The following is a 17,993-nucleotide window of genomic DNA, read 5'->3' as shown; positions in this document are numbered from 1 at the left end:
TTAACGGCATAAAAAAATCGAATAGACGATTATTCGTCTATTCGATCTTTCATCTGTTTTAATATTTTCTTTTCAAGTCTTGAAACTTGTACTTGCGAAATGCCTATGCGCTCGGCTACTTCTGACTGTGTTTGATCTTTATAGTAACGCAAGTATACAATTAAGCGCTCTCGTTCATCTAGTTCTCTAATCGCTTCTTTTAAAGCAATTTTATCGAACCATTTCGTTTCAGATTGATCTGCAATTTGATCTAAAATAGTGATTGGATCTCCATCGTTTTCATATACAGTTTCATGTATAGATGAAGGGGCCCGGCTCGCTTCTTGTGCTAGAACAACTTCCTCTGGCGTTAGTTCTAGTGCCTCTGCCACTTCATTAATCGTTGGAGCCCTTCCGAATTCTTTCGAAAGCTCATCTCTCATCTTTCGAATTTTGTTTCCTGTTTCTTTTAAAGACCTACTAACTTTTACTGATCCATCATCGCGTAAGAAACGTTGTATTTCACCAATAATCATTGGAACTGCATATGTTGAAAATTTCACGTCGAAAGATAAATCAAATTTATCTACCGATTTCAAGAGCCCAATACATCCAATTTGAAATAGGTCGTCTGGTTCGTATCCTCGATTAAGAAACCGCTGTACAACCGACCAAACGAGGCGCATATTACTTTGAACGATTGTATCTCTCGCTTGTTGATCTCCATCTTGACTTTTTTGAATTAACGCTTTTAGCTCGTGGTCCTTTAACTGAGGTTTCTTCTTTTCATTTTTGACCTCTATGTCCATAGGCTATTCTCCTTAATTGCATAGAGCGTTACTATTTGATAAGTATTTTGTCAAATGGATTGTTGTCCCGAAAGATTCGTTTGAAATAACTTCTACTTCATCCATAAAATTTTCCATGATAGTAAATCCCATTCCGGAACGCTCTAATTCAGGTTTAGTTGTAAAAAGGGGTTGTCTCGCTTCATCTAAGTTAAAGATTCCAATCCCTTCATCTCGAATCGTGAGTTTCACCATTGCTTCTTCCAAAATTACAGAAATATAAACAATACCTTCTGCATTTCCTTCGTATCCATGAATAATTGCATTTGTAACTGCTTCTGACACAACTGTTTTAATCTCCGTTAATTCTTCCATCGTTGGATCTAGTTGTGCAATGAAAGCCGCCACTGTAACGCGAGCGAATGATTCATTTTGACTTAATGCTGAAAATTGAAGGTTCATTTCATTTCTCATCTATGCCACCCCCAACGTCGCGAGCGCGTGCGCTTCACTTTCTTCTAAGCGAACGATTTTGAATAAGCCCGACATTTCAAATAAACGCTTAACAGGCGGTGAAATTGCACAAACAACCATTTCTCCACCTAATCCCTTTACGTGTTTATATCGGCCTAATATAACACCTAGACCAGAACTATCCATAAACGATAAGTTCTCTAGGCTCAAAACAATATGATGAACACCATGTGTCTCAATCATATCTGTTACTTTCGTTCGCAACTCTTCAGCCGTATGATGATCTAATTCACCCTCTAGTCTCACACATAGGACGTCACGTTTTACTTCTAATTGCATGGAAAGACTCACACGATTTCCTCCTTATGCTCAAACTTTACTTATTCACATACATAAAGATTTTCGTGATACAAAATAAGAATCCTTCCTGCTGACAAAAGAAGAACTATTTCGTCATAAAGTGAAACCTTTCAGCATTATTCACTTACATACGAATAGAAAAGCGGCAAAATATTTGCCGCTATTTTGATGTTGAAAACATCCCAAAACTTCTTTTAAATAACTCCCACCAGCTCGCTGCAGCAACATCTTCTTTTGCTACAATTGTTTGTTTTAATAAAACATCTTTATCTTTTTTAATAACAAGGGTGCCAAGCGCGTCACCTTTTTTAATCGGTGCTTTTACTTTCTTTTCAGCAATTACTTCTTGTTTTACCTTGTCCATATTCTCGCCCTTCTTCATAAGAAGAGAAACATTATCTGACGCAACTAAATCTACTTTTTCTTTTTTCCCTTTTCCTACTTGAACTGTCTTAATTTTTTCGCCGCGCGTATACAATTTCTTTGTCATATATTGTCCAAATGCATAGTCAAGAAGCTTTGTCACTTGGTTGTTCCGTTCTTTTGATGTTGGTGCTCCCATGACAACTGAAATGACACGCATACCATTTTTTTCAGCCGATGCTGTTAAACAATATTTCGCTTCTGTCGTAAAACCTGTTTTTACTCCATCTACGCCAGGATAAAAACGTACTAGTTTATTCGTATTAACGAGCCAAAACTTTTTATCCGTATCTTCACGTAAATAATCTTCGTACTTACCTGTGTATTTACGAATAAGTGGATACTTCATCAATTCTCTCGCCATTATAGCCATATCATTTGCTGTCGAATAATGGTCTTTGGCCGGAAGACCTGTTGGATTTTGAAAATGTGTATTTTTCAGCCCTAAATCTTTCGCCTTTTTGTTCATCATATTTACAAATCCTTCTTCTGAACCTGCGATGTGCTCGGCTACTGCAACAGATGCGTCATTTCCAGATGCAATTGCAATACCCTTTAACATCTCATTTACAGTCATCTCTTCCCCAGGTTCTAAAAAGATTTGCGATCCACCCATTGAAGCTGCATGTTCACTCGCTCTAACTTTATCGGTCAGTTTTAGTTTTCCTTTTTCAACTTGTTCCATAATTAAAAGCATTGTCATAATCTTTGTCATACTAGCAGGTGGTAATTTTTCATTTGGGTTTTTATCAAATAAAACTTTACCTGTATCTTGCTCAATTACGATTGCTGACGACGCTTGTTCCGCTAACTTCGGCGTTGTTTCTTCTGTTTTCTCCTGCTTCGTTTTTTCAGATTGCGCAAAACTCACTGAAGTTCCAGAAAGCAATAACATGAAACAAACAAGTATTCCAAAAACTCGCTTCATGACTAACCCTCCATTCTATATCAGACCTATTTTTTCCAATTCTCCTTTTTTTAATACCAATTTTTTCTATTATTTTCAGTTGACAAATACATTCGTCCCCTATATTGTATTAAGTGTATTACACATAGTAGTACACTTAATACATATGAGGAAGGAGACATTGCTCTTGCATATTCAACTTGATCCAAGAAGCAACACTCCGATATGGGAACAAATTGTTCAAAATATAAAAGAACTCGTATTGAAAAACATGTTGGCTCCAAGTGATAAACTTCCTTCTGTACGCGAACTCGCTTCTTTACTCGTTATAAATCCAAATACAGTGAGTAAAGCGTATCAAGAGTTAGAGAGACAAGGAATTATTGAAACGTTACGAGGAAAAGGAACATTTGTATCCCAATCGATTACCCCAACATTAGACGAAAGGAAAATCGCTATGGTTGAAAAGCAATTTCATCAATTACTATTAGAAGCCTCTTATCTTGGTATTACGAAAGATAAAATTCATGATTGGATAGATTCATACTATAAAGAGATTGGAGGGAATACGGATGTTGAAAGTGACAAGCTTGAAGAAAACAATTGATAATCAAACAATTTTAGACGATGTTTCTTTCACATTACAAAAAGGTAGTATCGTCGGATTACTTGGAAGAAACGGCGCGGGAAAAACAACTTTATTACGAACGATAGTCGGGATTTTAGACCCAGACGAGGGAACTGTTACATATAAGGATATCGACATCCATAAAAATCCTGAAACGAAACAAAAAATCGTATATGTTCCGGATTCTACTAACATACTGAACGGTTATACAGTAAAAGAAATCGTGAAGTTTTATAAAGCAGTTTATACCGCATTTGATGAACCATATTTCTACGAACTACTAGAACGTTTCAACTTACCAAACAAACGAATTCGTAGTTATTCAAAAGGAATGAAGGCACTGCTTGCTATCATTTTAGCTGTTGCTGCACAGGCAGAATATATTATTTTAGATGAACCAACAAACGGACTTGATCCTATCGTTAAAAGACAGATTTTACAGTTTCTCGTTGGAGAAGTTGCAGAAAAAGAAATTACCATTTTCATCTCTACCCATCATTTAGATGAAGTGGAACAAATTGCAGATACGATCATTATGTTAAAAGGACATACTGTAGCATCCATTACGTCACTAGACGATGCAAAATCACAATTTGCAAAAATACAAGTAGCTTACGAGCGTTCATTACCTCAAAAACTAGAAAACTTAAGCAATATTAAAATATTAAATCAAACAGGAAAAGTATATACAATCTTAATTGAAGGAAATGTGGCTACAACACTCGAGAAGTTTTATAAAGAACAACCACTGCTCATTGAAGAATTAACAATGTCACTTGAAGATGTCTTCGTTACGACACTGGAGGAGGATGGATATGTTTCATAAAGCGTTGTGGATGTGGAATTGGAAGCGCGGGAAATATGCTGCGTTACTTTTTCTCTTCAGTTCACTTTATTTTTTATCTTTCGAATACTATCAAGCAGCAGAAACTCAACAGTCTCTCTTTCTCCATCCAGAAAAAATAGGTGAAGAAAAGTTCTACTATCATTATTCTTTTTATTCTTCTAATAGCTTTTGGTTAAGTATTATTACAATTATCCTATCCTGTATATTAATTGGCTGGGAGCGAAGTAATCAAAATGGAGATTCACTTATGACATTTCCATTTAAAAGACGTGATATGTTCTTATCGAAGTGGGTTTTCGGTGGATTTTTCATTGTACTATCATTTCTAATCAATTGGGGTCTTATGTATTTTATTTATAAATCTACGATTCACTTTGAATATCAATCTTTCGAACCGTTTCATCGATATTTCTTGTATGCAATTTTCACATATATCGCTATCTATACTGTCTCTTTATGTATAGGTACATTTACTGGCAGTATTATTTCACAAAGCATCTTCAGCATTACTTTTTGCATAATGGGAATGGGAATCTTTTCACTCTTACTCCTTTTCTTTACAGCTCACGCTGAAGCAATACACGAAAATAAAAGTTATACAAGTTTCGAAAACGTTTATAAATTCAATAAAAAAACCAACATTTCAAGCGCTATATTAGACTTTTCAATTAGTTATAATTACCACCCTACTGCCCAATCAGATGAAGATCATGGAAAAGTAATACAAAGGGGACCTACTTTTCATAGTTATTACTCTGCAAAAATAATACTTGTTCCTATCTTCTATACAATTTTCAGTTTGCTTATTGGGATGTTTCTCTATGCAAGGTCACCTAATGAACATAATAAGAAAATTTTCCTTTTTCCAAAATACAACTCACTCTGGATGTGGTGTACTACCTTTTATTTTGCATTAATAGGTGGGCAAATGTTAAAACGTTTTGATTTATTATTTAGTTACTATGTTGGATTCTTTTTATTTGGAATCGTCACTTATTTTATATTATCACGTCTTACAAACTATAAAGTTTTTTAAAGGAGAGATCCTATGTTTCAAAAAGCATTATGGGGGCATACCTACAAACAAAGTAAATATATTGTTTGGCTATTTTGGTTAGTAAGTTTTTATGTACTATCATATAAATACTATTTAGCAGCTGCCGAGCAATTAAAATATTTTCATGAACATAATGAATGGAAATATATATACCGATACTATTATCAACTTTCACTTCCCGATGCTATCATGGTTCAAGGAGGACTCCTTATTATATTAGCCTGCATTCTTATTGGATGGGAACGTCAAAATCAATCAAGTGACATTTTATGGTCTATGCCATTTAAACGAAAACATCTCTTCATAACGAAATGGCTTTTTGGTGTGTGTAATATTGTAGCTATCGTTATACTAAATTGGGGACTTTTTGCTATTATGAAAAAGACAACCTTTCATAATAAGTATCAAATATTTTCACCATTTCATACTTACTTCTTGTACATGGTTATCATCTTAATTGCTATCTATACACTTGCATTATGCATAGGAACAATTGCTGGTAATATGCTTTCACAAGGATTCTTCAGTGTTGCTATACTTGGATTCCCTTTTATTTTGCCGACTCTAATTGCCGGAGCTATTTCTATTCATACGGTTGGACTTACTTCCAATCATACCGTCTATACGGAGGAAAATGTAGATCGTTACGGTTCAGTAATAGAAAAAATGAGTATTTTAGCGCCCGTTCGTGGATTCAATATTAATTTTAATTACGATCCTCAACGTGCTTATACTGATCAACAAGGCGTACGTCATGATGAACCTAATTTTACGTATATTCCTTCAGCAACAAAACTTACCGGTCCAATCGCAAATATGCTTATTCTATTCCCTTTAGGAATGTACTTATATACAAGATCACCTAATGAACAAAACGGAAACTTTCTATTATATCCGAAGCTTAAAACACTATGTATGATATGTTGTGTAATCTTTATTGGAATGTTTGGAGGAATGGCAGCGGGCGGAAGTCATTCTATCTTAAATTATTATATTGGTTTTATAGGGACCAGTACGATAGTCTACCTACTATTATCTCGCTTATTAAAATTAAAATTTTCTTGGCGTGTAAAATAACCTCCTCTTTAAGAGGAGGTTATTTTAAATTCTCTCTCCTATCCCCATACACCATCTCTTCTTTCATTCCAAATCCATCACCATTTTGCACAATTTGCTCTGTCGGGGCAACTACACTTTCGGCAATTTTCCATTCCCCACACTCTTTTACGAATACTTGTAGAAAATAGTTCATGCCATCTAATTGATATGCATTTTCTTTTTTCACATTATAGTGAATCGCAATGTAGTACACTTGAATGTTTTCTTTCCCTATTTTTGATACGTATTGCGATAGTCTCGGTATATAAAGTGCTGCTTTCTGAAAAGATAGTTGCTTCGCTTTAACAAGCGATGAACTTGTTACATTACGTAATGTGTCCCGATTACGAATATTATCGCTATGGTGGAATAATACTGCGTTTTGCATAGAACGAACCCATAATTTCGAATATAAGACTGTATTATCATTTTCAATGTACTTCACTTCTTTTCGCACTACTTGGATAGGCGTATCTGCGTACGTGAATGTTTGAAAACAGAAAAAACCACCAAATAAAATGGTAAGTGCAGCAATATATTTCATAATCTTTCCTCCGATTTTTTAATTAAAGTATCGGAGTTTCAAAATATTTTTATTCAAAAGAAAAAGGATAGGAATGCTTTCGCTTCCTATCCTCATTTATTATAATACGCGGCCAAATAGTTCTAAGACCATTTCTATTTCTTGGTCGCTCCAACCTTTAAATCTCTCTTTATAATATTCTTTACGCACAGCTTCAAGTTTTTCAGTTACTTCTCTTCCGTGCTCTGTAATTTCTAAGTACACGATTCGACGATCTGAATTAGAACGTTTTCTTTCTACTAATCCTTTTCGTACGAGACGATCTGTAACAGCTGTAATATGACTGGAGGTTACGTTTACTTCACTCGCAATTTGCGAAGCCATCTGTGGACTCTTTAAAAATAACGCACGTAATACAGAAAATTCATTATATGGCATATGTTCTGCAAAACGTGTATTAATATCATTTTGTAGTAAACGTATCATTTTTCGAAATGATGCAGATAAATCTAAAATCAGCGTTTCTCTTTTTTCGTTCAATAGCCTCGTCCCTTTTTTATCATATTTACACATATTATAATCTATAAATACCTATGTTGTATATGCTTTCTTTCCTCAACATTCTCATTTATGTAACTTTTTTCATATAAATTTCTTTTTTGTTCACACATATACATATAAAAAGGATGGTGATGGAAAATGCAGGGTGGAATGAATCCTTATTTACACAACGTACGCACAGCTAATACTGGTAAAGAAGCTACTATTACTGTACAAGGCGAAGGTGTCGTTAAAGCAAAACCGAATGTTGTTATATTAACGCTTGGCATTCGAACAGATGATAAAAATGTAAAACAGGCTCAAGAAGAAAATGCAGTGCAATCCAAACAATTGCTGGATGCACTTAAACAGCTTGGTATTGCCGATAAAGATATAGAAACGATTTCTTATACGATCACTCCTCAATACGAATATGTAAATGATAAAGCATTGCTACAAGGATACCGCGTGGAGCATTTGTATGAAATTACCGTTTTAAATGTACAAAAAGCTGGGGAAGTATATGATATAGCCGTTTCAAATGGTGCAAATGTAGCAAAAGGTTTACGTTTCCGAGTATCTCATCCAAATAAATATTATGAGCAAGCTCTCATTCAAGCTCTGCACCAAGCAGTAGAAAAAGCTCGTGCTATTGCGAGTACATATAATTTAAATATTAATCCTGTTCCCCTCTCATTCGTTGAAGAATCTGCCCAATTACCAAGGGAGGTTACGTCTTATGCTACTTTACATGCACAAGCAGCCCCTCCCATTCAATCGGGTGAATTAGAAATCATTTCATCCATACGGGCTATTTTTACGTATTTATAACGAATTCTCTTTACAAGTAAACGTTATCATTTTACTTGTTGTAAAAACATGATGTTCTGATATAATAAAGAACGGTGAGCTCTTACAAAAGAGATATCACGGGTGGGAGAGGGATATGAAAAAGAAGGTTTAACATGAAAGGAATACTTGAAAGAACATTTAAATTAGGTTTACACGAAACATCACCAAAACAAGAAGTTTTAGCTGGAGTTACGTCATTTTTCACAATCGTATATATTATGATTGTAAATGCGTCAATCTTATCAGATGCTGGCATTCCTCTTGAAGCTGGAATTTTAGCAACTGTTTTTAGTTCATTTGTCGGATGTCTACTCATGGCATTTTGGGCAAATGCACCTGCTATTCTTGTCCCGGGTATGGGTGTAAATGCATTCTTCACGTACACAGCTGTGCATACGCTTGGACTAACTTGGCAAGAAGCATTGGCTGCTGTCTTTATCTCTGGTATTATTTTTGCAATTGCCGCTTTTACACCAATCGCTCGCGTGCTATCAATATCAATTCCAAAGTCATTAAAGGAAGCGATTACTGTCGGCATCGGATTATTTTTAGCGTTTATCGGATTGCAAAAAGGTGGTTTAGTCGTTTCGAACCCAAATACTGCTGTGGCAATGGGGAAATTAAGTAATCCTGTCGTTCTTGCGACATTACTTACTCTTATCATTGCACTTGTATTATTTATTCGTAACGTACGTGGAAACTTTTTATGGACGATTGCAATAGGAACTGGTATTGCATGGCTATTTGGCCTTGTTGATACAAGTCAAATCGGAAATAGTTCATTCTCATTCGCTAATTACGGCGATGTGTTTGGAGCTATGTCATTTGGCAAACTTTCTTCCTTACCATTTTGGATTGCAACATTCTCCTTAAGCATGGTGCTTATTTTTGAGAACATGGGACTTCTGCACGGTTTATTAGAAGATGACCGTAAATTCCCACGTGCTTACCAAGCCAATGCAATTTCAGCAATGACATGTGGTCTATTTGGCACAAGCCCTACCGTATCAACAGTAGAGAGTGCCGCAGGTATTACTGCAGGCGGAAAGACAGGTCTGACGTCTATCGTTACGGGGTTGCTATTCTTTGCATCACTGTTTGCTCTTCCGTTTGTCAAACTAATTCCTGATAGTGCCATTGCACCAATCTTAATTATTATTGGCGGCCTGATGATTACAAGCATTCAGCAAATTCCTCTGAACGATTTTTCAGAAGGATTTCCAGCGTTCTTAATTATCGTCATGATCCCGCTCACATATAGTATCGCTGATGGCATTGCGTTCGGATTTATTGCTTACCCTATCTTAAAAGTTGCTCTTGGAAAGCGTAAAGAAGTCGCACCATCTATGTATATCATTACATGCTTATTCTTAGCTATGTTTGTATTACATGCTATTGGTTAAAAAAAACACCGAGGAAATCCTCGGTGTTTTTTTACTTAAACCATCCTTTTTTATAAAACCAGGCCATCATTCCGCCGCCAATTAGTGCCATGATAAGTAGACAAATAAAATAACTATATTGTCCACCAAGCTCTGGCATATGCGTAAAGTTCATTCCATATACTCCCGCAATAAATGTTAATGGCATGAAAATAGTCGAGAATACAGTTAATGTTTTCATAATGTTATTCATATGATGTGAGTTTAATGAAAAATAACTATCCCGAATATCTGCTGTTAACTCTCGACTTGCCTCAATCATTTCTGTTAATTTAAGCAAATGATCATGTATATCTTTAAAGTAAATTTCATGATCGCTTATACCGTAAAAACGAGTGGAATTCAAAATACGATACAATAAATCACGCATTGGAATAATTGTACGTCTTAACTTAGATAAATCTGCCCTAATATCGAATACTTCTTCTAGTACGGCTCCTGCTGTCTCACCTGTTAAATTATCATCAATCGCATTTAAATGATCTTCAATGTAATATACAGGTGCGAAATAATCATCTACAATTTGATCAGTGATCGTATGTGCTACATGTAAAGGTCCTTTCTTAATCCGCCTCTTCTCACCAAGTGTTTTCCATACTCTTTCAATTGCATTATTATGAGAAAAATGGAAAGAAACAATATAGCGATCACTAACAAACAAATCAATTTCATGTGGTTCTAGCCCATCTTCTCCAAACGCGTGAAGAACTAAAAAGTTATATCCATCATAAAAATCAACTTTTGGCCTCTGTACGTATTCTAGACAGTCTTCAATTGCAAGGGGATGGAACTTAAAATGGTCTTGCAGAATATATGTATACTCTTCTTTCGTTGGCTTATATAAATCTAGCCAATACCATACAATATGGTCTTTCTTTGTTTCTTCTAGAGAAACATCATATAATACTTCATCTGTTTTTGTTACTGCACAAATTCTAATCATAATTTCACCCATTATTATTATAAACAAAAAATAGTAAAAAAAGCCAAGGAGAAATCTCCTCAGCTTTTTTTATTACTTCGTTACGATACCGTGTACTAAAGTTGGTGCATCTACGTGTTCTTTAGAGATCTTCATGTTCTCATAAATTTTCGCTTTTACATCTTCAACATTTTCGCGGTTTGCGTAAATTGTAACGAGAGATTCACCTTGCTTCACGCTATCGCCTACTTTTTTGCGCAGCATTAGACCAACTGCTAAATCAATTTCAGACTCTTTCGTTGCACGTCCTGCTCCTAAAAGCATTGCTGCTGTTCCGATTTCGTCTGCAACGATTTCTGATACATATCCGTCTTCTTTCGCTTCCACTTCAATTTTAAATTGTGCTTGTGGCAATTTAGAAGGGTCATCAACAACAGATGCGTCACCGCCTTGCGCTGATAAGAACGTTTTAAATGATTCTAGCGCTTTTCCGTTGTTCATTACTTCAATTAGCTTTTCACGTGCATCTTCTAAAGATGAAGCTTGTCCAGCAAGGTACACCATTTGACTTCCAAGTGTTAAACATAGCTCTTCTAAATCTTTCGGCCCTTTACCTTGTAATGTATCAATTGCTTCTTGAACTTCTAATGCGTTACCGATAGCTTCACCGAGTGGTTGACTCATATCAGAAATAACTGCCATCGTATTACGACCAACGTTATTACCGATACGTACCATTGCTTCTGCTAAACGTTTTGCATCTTCATCCGTTTTCATAAATGCACCTGCTCCAGTTTTTACATCAAGAACAATTGCATCTGCACCAGCAGCAATTTTTTTACTCATAATCGAACTTGCAATAAGCGGAATTGAGTTTACTGTTGCTGTTACATCACGAAGTGCATATAGCTTTTTATCAGCAGGTGTTAAGTTACCACTTTGGCCGATAACAGCGATTTTGTTTTCATTTACAAGACGCATGAATTCATCGTTTTCAATTTCCACATGGAATCCTGGAACTGCTTCTAATTTATCAATTGTACCACCAGTATGTCCTAAACCGCGTCCAGACATTTTCGCTACTGGTACATCTAAAGCAGCTACTAATGGACCTAATACAAGTGTCGTTGTATCACCAACACCACCTGTTGAATGCTTATCTACTTTTACACCTTCAATAGCCGATAAGTCGATTGTATCACCGCTATTTACCATTGCCATCGTTAAATCAGCACGCTCTTGATCGTTCATATCTTGGAAGAAAATTGCCATTGCAAGTGAACTTACTTGATAATCAGGAATATCACCATTCGTATATCCTTCAACAATAAAGTTAATTTCTTCTGTCGTTAATGCATGTCCGTCACGTTTTTTTGCAATTAGGTCCACCATTCTCATTGTGAAGTCACCCCTTCATTTGTTTTACGATTGCTTTTACTAATGCTAAGAAGTTAGCTTTAACACGTTCTGTCGTTTCAATTACTTCATCGTGGTGAAGTGGTTGATCTAAAATACCAGCTGCCATATTTGAAATACAAGAAATACCTAATACTTTCATACCAGCGTGACGCGCTACAATTACTTCAGGTACTGTTGACATACCAACTGCATCTCCGCCAAGTGTACGAAGCATACGAATTTCAGCAGGTGTTTCATATACAGGACCTGTCATTCCTACGTATACACCTTCTTGTACTTTAATATTTAAGTCTGCTGCAACTTGTTTCGCCATTTCGCGAAGTTCTACTGTATATGATGTAGACATATCAGGGAAACGTACGCCCATTTCAGAATCATTCGGTCCGATTAATGGATTCGTACCCATGAAGTTAATGTGGTCTGAAATTAACATAAGATCGCCTGGCTCAAATGATGTATTTACACCACCAGCTGCGTTTGTTACAACTACTGTTTCTACACCTAGTTCTTTCATAACACGAACTGGGAATGTTACTTTTTGCATGTCGTATCCTTCATAGAAGTGGAAACGTCCTTGCATTGCTACTACTGTTACACCTTGAAGTGTACCAAATACTAGTTGACCTGCATGGCCTTCTACAGTTGATACTGGGAATTCAGGGATTTCACTGTAAGGTACTGTTACTGCATTCTCAATTTCGTCTGCTAATACACCTAGTCCTGATCCAAGGATTAGTCCTACTTGTGGTGTCTCTTGAAATTTCTCTTTTAAGTATGAAGCTGATTTTGTAATAAGTTCACGATTCATTTGTTTATCCCCCTATTTCTTTAGCTCGTTTAAGAAGCTTGTTCCGTATTCTGGCATTTTCACACCGAAGTTTTCTGCTACTGTTGCACCAATATCAGCAAATGTTTGACGAAGTGGTAACTCTTGTCCGCCTTCTTTCATGCTTGGGCTATATGCTAATAATGGTACATATTCACGTGTATGGTCAGTACCAGGGTGAATTGGATCATTACCGTGGTCTGCTGTAATTAATAATAGATCATCTTCTTTTAGTTTTGCGAATACTTCTGGAAGACGTGCATCATATTCTTGCAGAGCTTCTCCGTATCCTTGTGGATCACGGCGGTGGCCGAATAATGCATCAAAGTCAACTAAGTTTAAGAAGCTAAGACCTGTAAAGTCCATATTTAATGTATCTACAAGCTTATCCATTCCATCCATGTTAGACTTCGTACGAAGTGATTCAGTTACCCCTTCACCATCATAAATATCAGAGATTTTACCAATAGCAATTACATCGTAGTCACTATCTTTTAATTCGTTCATTACTGTACGGCCGAATGGTTTTAATGCATAGTCATGACGATTTGGTGTACGTGTAAAGTTTCCAGGTTCACCAACGAATGGACGAGCAATAACACGACCTACCATGTATTTCTCATCTAATGTTAATTCACGTGCAATTTTACAGATTTTATATAACTCATCAAGTGGCACTACTTCTTCGTGTGCTGCAATTTGCAATACGCTATCAGCAGAAGTATAAACGATTAAAGAGCCTGTTTCCATTTGCTCTTGACCAAGTTCATCAAGAATCTCAGTTCCAGAAGCTGGCTTATTACCGATAATTTTACGGCCTGTTTTTTCTTCTAATTCATCAAGTAATTCTTTCGGGAATCCTTCTGGGAACACTTGGAATGGTGTATCAATGTAAAGGCCCATGATTTCCCAGTGACCTGTCATTGTATCTTTACCAGTAGATTTCTCTTGCATTTTTGTGTAATATCCAAGTGGTTTCTCTACTTTAGAGATACCTTTCATTTCTCGAATGTTACCAAGACCTAATTTCACCATGTTAGGCATTTGTAACCCATTCATATGTTCAGCAATGTGACCAATTGTGTCAGATCCTAGATCACCAAATTGCTCAGCATCTGGTGCTTCACCGATTCCCACAGAGTCCATTACGACTAGGAATATACGTTTATATTTATTCATAACTGCGACCTCCTATAAGTTCAGTTCTACTTCTTGTAGTATGTTCAAAACGCTATAAAGTGAAACTGTTATCCAAAAGAATTCTCATTGTCAAACAGTACTTCTTTAAATCATTTTCTAACCTATTTCGTTTACTTGAAACGATTCAAAAACATTTCTAGTTTTTTCTAAGTCAGATGTCAGACATCTGATACTGATATCATAACATGTTTACGCTTTCTTTTTAATACATTTTCGTAGAATTTCTCATTTTCTTCACACTTCTATTGTAATCCATTCTGCAACGAAGTGCTAATTTTTTTATGATTTATTTCTTCATATTAAAAATAAAAAGTAGCTCTAAAGAGCTACTTTTTATTTTACTTCTATTGTTTCTTCTTTATGTTCATGCAATTCGCCTTTTCTTACATGTACTTTCACTTTGTAAGCACCGTTCTCTTTGAAAGTATGTTTCGTTTCATACTCTCCTTTATTCCCTTCTTTCGCTGGAATAAATTCGTGTTTTTCAACACCATCTTTCCAAATCTCTAGTTGTACTTCAGCACCAGTTAATGCTTCTTCTTTTTGCTTTAAATGAACTTTCATTGTAGATTCAGCATTTGCCTTTATGTCTCCAGCCATAAGATGGATCATTGTGTCACTTTTATGATCTCCATGTCCTGCACTGTGATCACTATTTTCTTTTTTCGCATCTTCTACTTTCGCATTTCCTACAGCAACTTTCACTTCTGGCATAACGTGCATTTCACGTGCATTTGTGTGAGCAATAATATGGTATACTCCATCCGTTTCGAATGTTTTCTCTACTGCATAAACACCTTTTCCTTTATGCTTACCATCTAACATCTCGTGCTTTTCGTCGCCATCTTTCCAAATTTCAAACTTTACATCATCGGCATCCGTTACTTTTTCTTTCCCTTGTGTAACAAGTGCTTGTACTTCTGTTTTTTCACCTGGTTTAATTTCTTTCGGATTTGTTTGGACTGCTACTTTTACAGCTTCAAGTTTCTGTTCTTTTTTCGGTTCTTCTTTGTTTGTATTACAGCCAGCCAACGCTAGCATCGCGATAAATAAAGTTATAATCAGTTTTTTCATCATCATTTCCTCCTTTATACTTTATTTAGTATAGAGGAAATACATTGTAATATTCCAGTCTTCTGCTGAAAACAATATACGAAATGTTTGTGAAGTTTCTGTGAAACGGTCTTCCCCTCTTAATCTATGAAAAAAAGAGCATAGTAACTATGCTCTCGGATGAAACTGTTTATATACATCTTTTAATCTAGTTTTTGAAACGTGCGTATAGATTTGCGTAGTTGAAATATCTGCATGTCCAAGCATTTCTTGTACAGCACGTAAATCTGCTCCATTTTCTAATAAGTGCGTAGCAAACGAGTGACGCAACGTATGAGGTGTAAGTTCTTTTTCAATATTTGCCTCTTTCGCTAATCGTTTTAATATTTTCCAAAATCCTTGTCTTGATAATCGATTACCATGATGGTTTAAAAAGAGTGCATCTACTACTTTTTTCCCCATTAATTCTCTTCTTCCTTTTTCAATATACTTTTGAATTGCTTCCGTTGCTAAACTTCCTAGTGGAATAATTCTTTCTTTATTCCCTTTCCCTATGCAACGAACAAATCCCATCGTTAAATGTACATCTTCTAAATTGAGTGCAATCAATTCTGAAACACGAAGTCCTGTCGCATACAGTAACTCTAGCATCGCCTTATCACGAATACCAAAAGCACTTGTCATTTTTGGTGTTTGAAGTAACGCCTCTACTTCATCAACTGATAATACCTTTGGTAATTTCCGTTCCCCTTGTGGCGTTTCAATATGTACGGATGGATCGTGTTCTACCGCTCGTTCACGAAGTAAAAATTGGTGGAACGAACGAATTGATGCGATATGACGCGCCAATGTTTTCGAAGATTTTCCGTTCTCTTTTAAATACTGCAAAAAGTTAACAATGTGTAAACGGGTCACTTCATGAAAAGTTTTCGTCTGTTCCACATTTTGCAAATACTTTACGTAGCTTTTTAAATCCCGTTCATAAGATACTACTGTATTCTTTGCTAATCCTTTTTCGACAACCATATAATGAATAAAATCTTTTAATTGATCTTCCACTCTACACTACTCCCCATTTTCATAGAAAAACATCATTCTATTTACGAAAGCATCCTTTGCCGGTTCTTCATTCCCTGATACTTTTTCTACAGTCTCTTCTTTAGGTTTTTCATAACGATGATAGCTTTCATATTCTTCATTTATCCATAGTATAGCGAAATAAAACAAAATCGTACAACTTGTAAATAATAAAAATACTTTTATTCCATCAAAAGTTAATTTTAAAGCTCGGCGCATTGTAAATTCCTCCAAAATATAAGTTATTACAACATATGCCAAGCTTTCACCAATTTATACCTTATTCAAATAAAAAAACCTCTTCCTAGATAAATAGGAAAAGGTTATTTTTCATCCGTTTCATTTTCTTGACAATTTTTACAAATCCCATGGAATGTTAAACGATGATCTTTCACCTTAAAGCTCCAGTCTCGTTCTACTTTCCTTTCCACTTCACCAAGTAAATCTTCTTGTATTTCTTGTACAGCACCACATTGTGTACAAATCAAATGATGGTGGAAACGCTGCGCACCTTCTTGGCGTAAGTCATAGCGTGAAACACCGTCTCCGAAGTTAATCTTATCGACAACTTTTAACTCAGATAATAGTTCTAAAGTTCGATAGACGGTTGCTAATCCGATCTCTGGCGACTTTTCTTTTACAAGGAGGTAAACATCTTCTGCGCTTAAATGATCTTCTTCATTTTCTAGCAGCACACGAACTGTTGCTTCACGTTGCGGTGTTAATTTGTAGCTCGCTGCATGTAATTGCTTCTTAATTCGTTCAATTCTTTCTTCCATTCGGTACTACTCCCTCCTCGCCACTCTTACACCATTATATCAGAAGAAGGGCTTCTGTCAAAAGAAAAAACAATAAAAACAAATTGATAATTATTCTCAAAAAGTATTTATTTTTTATTAATAGCCTCAACGACTTCTTTCATTAAAACTGGTGATGCGTAAGCCTCCACACTAGAAGCAAGTGCTAACACCACTCCAATTACGAGAAAGAAGCATGTATAACGGATTAATAATGGTAATAGTGGCTCGGTTATTTTTCTAATAAATTGATGCCTAATCATCCGTAAAGAAAAACTTGCAGCAATGGTTGTCATAACGAGAAAGACTGGAATGATAATTAAATTTTGTGGCAAAACAGATACAAATGCTAATAATAGTCCATTCCATCCATGCTGACTTACTAAAAAACCAACTGTAAATCCAACGACAACTCCTTTTACAAATAATAAAATAAAAATAAGTGGTAATCCAATAATTGAAATTCCTAAAATCCAAATAAATCCGATGTATTTTAATTGCGAAAAGTAACTTTCTCGAAACATTTCGCCCGCAATGGCAAATTCTCCTTTAGAGACTTGTCCAAAAAAACGTTGTAAATAAAATGATAAATCTTGTTTTTGATTGATTTGTAAACTATTCACGAGAATGGCTCCGAATATTACTCCCATCAATAATAAAACAGCGTTAAATATATATAATGAAGAGTTTTCCTGTATGTGAGACATTACACGGTCTTGCCAATTTTTTCGCCACATTTTTCTTCCCTCCGTTCACACTCTTATTAAAAATGTATGAAAGA

21 protein-coding genes are annotated in these 17,993 nt (G+C 35.7%); 6 read left to right on the top strand and 15 right to left on the bottom strand.

What is annotated here, in order from left to right; genetic code table 11:
* Nucleotides 1-29: 29 nt before the first annotated feature.
* The 4 genes from sigF to dacF all read right to left on the bottom strand — a co-directional run bounded on the left by sigF (nucleotide 30) and on the right by dacF (nucleotide 2,952).
* Nucleotides 30-788, bottom strand: coding sequence for an RNA polymerase sporulation sigma factor SigF (gene sigF / locus MR136_RS03380; RefSeq protein ID WP_000350729.1), 759 nt, complete (start codon nucleotides 786-788; stop codon nucleotides 30-32).
* A gap of 12 nt (nucleotides 789-800) precedes the next feature.
* Nucleotides 801-1,241, bottom strand: a complete 441-nt coding sequence (gene spoIIAB, locus MR136_RS03375; protein ID WP_001243398.1) for an anti-sigma F factor — start codon at nucleotides 1,239-1,241, stop codon at nucleotides 801-803.
* Nucleotides 1,242-1,592 (bottom strand): anti-sigma F factor antagonist, encoded by a 351-nt coding sequence (spoIIAA, locus tag MR136_RS03370; RefSeq protein ID WP_000059135.1) that lies wholly within the window; start codon nucleotides 1,590-1,592, stop codon nucleotides 1,242-1,244.
* A gap of 169 nt (nucleotides 1,593-1,761) precedes the next feature.
* Nucleotides 1,762-2,952: a serine-type D-Ala-D-Ala carboxypeptidase DacF gene (dacF, locus tag MR136_RS03365; protein WP_000831998.1), complete on the bottom strand. Its 1,191-nt coding sequence runs from the start codon at nucleotides 2,950-2,952 to the stop codon at nucleotides 1,762-1,764.
* 166 nt (nucleotides 2,953-3,118) lie between these two features.
* Here dacF and MR136_RS03360 point away from each other — a divergent pair, with 166 nt between their 5' ends.
* From MR136_RS03360 to MR136_RS03345, 4 genes are read left to right on the top strand one after another with little or no spacing between them, the layout of a single operon-like run.
* On the top strand, nucleotides 3,119-3,538 hold the full coding sequence (locus MR136_RS03360) for a GntR family transcriptional regulator (RefSeq protein WP_000548027.1): 420 nt from the start codon (nucleotides 3,119-3,121) through the stop codon (nucleotides 3,536-3,538).
* Nucleotides 3,504-4,385, top strand: a complete 882-nt coding sequence (locus MR136_RS03355; protein WP_224201565.1) for an ABC transporter ATP-binding protein — start codon at nucleotides 3,504-3,506, stop codon at nucleotides 4,383-4,385. Before MR136_RS03360 ends, MR136_RS03355 begins: the two co-directional genes overlap by 35 nt.
* Nucleotides 4,375-5,442, top strand: a complete 1,068-nt coding sequence (locus tag MR136_RS03350; RefSeq protein ID WP_224201564.1) for an ABC transporter permease — start codon at nucleotides 4,375-4,377, stop codon at nucleotides 5,440-5,442. Before MR136_RS03355 ends, MR136_RS03350 begins: the two co-directional genes overlap by 11 nt.
* Nucleotides 5,443-5,454: 12 nt before the next feature.
* On the top strand, nucleotides 5,455-6,540 hold the full coding sequence (locus tag MR136_RS03345) for an ABC-2 transporter permease (protein ID WP_242259256.1): 1,086 nt from the start codon (nucleotides 5,455-5,457) through the stop codon (nucleotides 6,538-6,540).
* Between the two features lie 19 nt (nucleotides 6,541-6,559).
* Here MR136_RS03345 and MR136_RS03340 read toward each other — a convergent pair whose 3' ends face one another.
* Complete coding sequence (locus MR136_RS03340) at nucleotides 6,560-7,105, bottom strand: hypothetical protein (RefSeq protein ID WP_242259255.1); 546 nt, start codon at nucleotides 7,103-7,105, stop codon at nucleotides 6,560-6,562.
* A gap of 99 nt (nucleotides 7,106-7,204) precedes the next feature.
* Nucleotides 7,205-7,624, bottom strand: coding sequence for a MarR family winged helix-turn-helix transcriptional regulator (locus MR136_RS03335; RefSeq protein ID WP_001003305.1), 420 nt, complete (start codon nucleotides 7,622-7,624; stop codon nucleotides 7,205-7,207).
* 159 nt (nucleotides 7,625-7,783) lie between these two features.
* Here MR136_RS03335 and MR136_RS03330 point away from each other — a divergent pair, with 159 nt between their 5' ends.
* A complete protein-coding gene (locus MR136_RS03330; RefSeq protein ID WP_001161448.1) occupies nucleotides 7,784-8,455 on the top strand; it encodes an SIMPL domain-containing protein in 672 nt (223 codons plus the stop codon).
* A 134-nt stretch (nucleotides 8,456-8,589) separates the two neighbouring features.
* Complete coding sequence (locus MR136_RS03325; protein ID WP_224201562.1) at nucleotides 8,590-9,879, top strand: NCS2 family permease; 1,290 nt, start codon at nucleotides 8,590-8,592, stop codon at nucleotides 9,877-9,879.
* 31 nt (nucleotides 9,880-9,910) lie between these two features.
* On the opposite strand, the gene corA is transcribed toward MR136_RS03325, so the two are convergent.
* From corA to spoIIM, 9 genes are all read right to left on the bottom strand, one after another.
* A complete protein-coding gene (corA, locus tag MR136_RS03320) occupies nucleotides 9,911-10,873 on the bottom strand; it encodes a magnesium/cobalt transporter CorA (RefSeq protein WP_153580635.1) in 963 nt (320 codons plus the stop codon).
* Nucleotides 10,874-10,933: 60 nt separating this feature from the next.
* On the bottom strand, nucleotides 10,934-12,238 hold the full coding sequence (locus tag MR136_RS03315) for a pyrimidine-nucleoside phosphorylase (RefSeq protein WP_001243069.1): 1,305 nt from the start codon (nucleotides 12,236-12,238) through the stop codon (nucleotides 10,934-10,936).
* Nucleotides 12,239-12,245: 7 nt separating this feature from the next.
* A complete protein-coding gene (locus MR136_RS03310; RefSeq protein ID WP_001078446.1) occupies nucleotides 12,246-13,067 on the bottom strand; it encodes a purine-nucleoside phosphorylase in 822 nt (273 codons plus the stop codon).
* A 12-nt stretch (nucleotides 13,068-13,079) separates the two neighbouring features.
* Complete coding sequence (gene deoB / locus MR136_RS03305; protein WP_001046079.1) at nucleotides 13,080-14,264, bottom strand: phosphopentomutase; 1,185 nt, start codon at nucleotides 14,262-14,264, stop codon at nucleotides 13,080-13,082.
* Nucleotides 14,265-14,618: 354 nt separating this feature from the next.
* Complete coding sequence (locus MR136_RS03300; RefSeq protein ID WP_000733456.1) at nucleotides 14,619-15,359, bottom strand: FixH family protein; 741 nt, start codon at nucleotides 15,357-15,359, stop codon at nucleotides 14,619-14,621.
* 147 nt (nucleotides 15,360-15,506) lie between these two features.
* On the bottom strand, nucleotides 15,507-16,397 hold the full coding sequence (gene xerD, locus MR136_RS03295) for a site-specific tyrosine recombinase XerD (RefSeq protein ID WP_000390088.1): 891 nt from the start codon (nucleotides 16,395-16,397) through the stop codon (nucleotides 15,507-15,509).
* Between the two features lie 6 nt (nucleotides 16,398-16,403).
* Nucleotides 16,404-16,634, bottom strand: a complete 231-nt coding sequence (locus MR136_RS03290) for a YqzK family protein (RefSeq protein ID WP_001250432.1) — start codon at nucleotides 16,632-16,634, stop codon at nucleotides 16,404-16,406.
* Nucleotides 16,635-16,738: 104 nt separating this feature from the next.
* On the bottom strand, nucleotides 16,739-17,194 hold the full coding sequence (gene fur / locus MR136_RS03285; RefSeq protein ID WP_000392657.1) for a ferric iron uptake transcriptional regulator: 456 nt from the start codon (nucleotides 17,192-17,194) through the stop codon (nucleotides 16,739-16,741).
* 107 nt (nucleotides 17,195-17,301) lie between these two features.
* Nucleotides 17,302-17,919, bottom strand: coding sequence for a stage II sporulation protein M (gene spoIIM, locus MR136_RS03280; RefSeq protein WP_013142149.1), 618 nt, complete (start codon nucleotides 17,917-17,919; stop codon nucleotides 17,302-17,304).
* Nucleotides 17,920-17,993: the final 74 nt, after the last annotated feature.

Source organism: Bacillus cereus group sp. BfR-BA-01311 (assembly GCF_022664295.1).
Lineage (GTDB): Bacteria > Bacillota > Bacilli > Bacillales > Bacillaceae_G > Bacillus_A > Bacillus_A cereus.
This window is presented reverse-complemented; position numbering and strand designations above follow the sequence as displayed.

Excerpts from the sequence above, each read along its gene's own strand:
- sigF (WP_000350729.1), bottom strand. The coding sequence starts at position 788 with ATGGACATAGAGGTCAAAAATGAAAAGAAGAAACCTCAGTTAAAGGAC.
- spoIIAB (WP_001243398.1), bottom strand. The coding sequence starts at position 1,241 with ATGAGAAATGAAATGAACCTTCAATTTTCAGCATTAAGTCAAAATGAA.
- MR136_RS03290 (WP_001250432.1), bottom strand. The coding sequence starts at position 16,634 with ATGCGCCGAGCTTTAAAATTAACTTTTGATGGAATAAAAGTATTTTTA.
- fur (WP_000392657.1), bottom strand. The coding sequence starts at position 17,194 with ATGGAAGAAAGAATTGAACGAATTAAGAAGCAATTACATGCAGCGAGC.
- corA (WP_153580635.1), bottom strand. The coding sequence starts at position 10,873 with ATGGGTGAAATTATGATTAGAATTTGTGCAGTAACAAAAACAGATGAA.
- deoB (WP_001046079.1), bottom strand. The coding sequence starts at position 14,264 with ATGAATAAATATAAACGTATATTCCTAGTCGTAATGGACTCTGTGGGA.
- MR136_RS03330 (WP_001161448.1), top strand. The coding sequence starts at position 7,784 with ATGCAGGGTGGAATGAATCCTTATTTACACAACGTACGCACAGCTAAT.
- MR136_RS03325 (WP_224201562.1), top strand. The coding sequence starts at position 8,590 with ATGAAAGGAATACTTGAAAGAACATTTAAATTAGGTTTACACGAAACA.
- MR136_RS03355 (WP_224201565.1), top strand. The coding sequence starts at position 3,504 with ATGTTGAAAGTGACAAGCTTGAAGAAAACAATTGATAATCAAACAATT.
- MR136_RS03300 (WP_000733456.1), bottom strand. The coding sequence starts at position 15,359 with ATGAAAAAACTGATTATAACTTTATTTATCGCGATGCTAGCGTTGGCT.
- MR136_RS03340 (WP_242259255.1), bottom strand. The coding sequence starts at position 7,105 with ATGAAATATATTGCTGCACTTACCATTTTATTTGGTGGTTTTTTCTGT.
- MR136_RS03345 (WP_242259256.1), top strand. The coding sequence starts at position 5,455 with ATGTTTCAAAAAGCATTATGGGGGCATACCTACAAACAAAGTAAATAT.
- dacF (WP_000831998.1), bottom strand. The coding sequence starts at position 2,952 with ATGAAGCGAGTTTTTGGAATACTTGTTTGTTTCATGTTATTGCTTTCT.
- spoIIM (WP_013142149.1), bottom strand. The coding sequence starts at position 17,919 with ATGTCTCACATACAGGAAAACTCTTCATTATATATATTTAACGCTGTT.
- MR136_RS03315 (WP_001243069.1), bottom strand. The coding sequence starts at position 12,238 with ATGAGAATGGTGGACCTAATTGCAAAAAAACGTGACGGACATGCATTA.
- MR136_RS03350 (WP_224201564.1), top strand. The coding sequence starts at position 4,375 with ATGTTTCATAAAGCGTTGTGGATGTGGAATTGGAAGCGCGGGAAATAT.
- MR136_RS03310 (WP_001078446.1), bottom strand. The coding sequence starts at position 13,067 with ATGAATCGTGAACTTATTACAAAATCAGCTTCATACTTAAAAGAGAAA.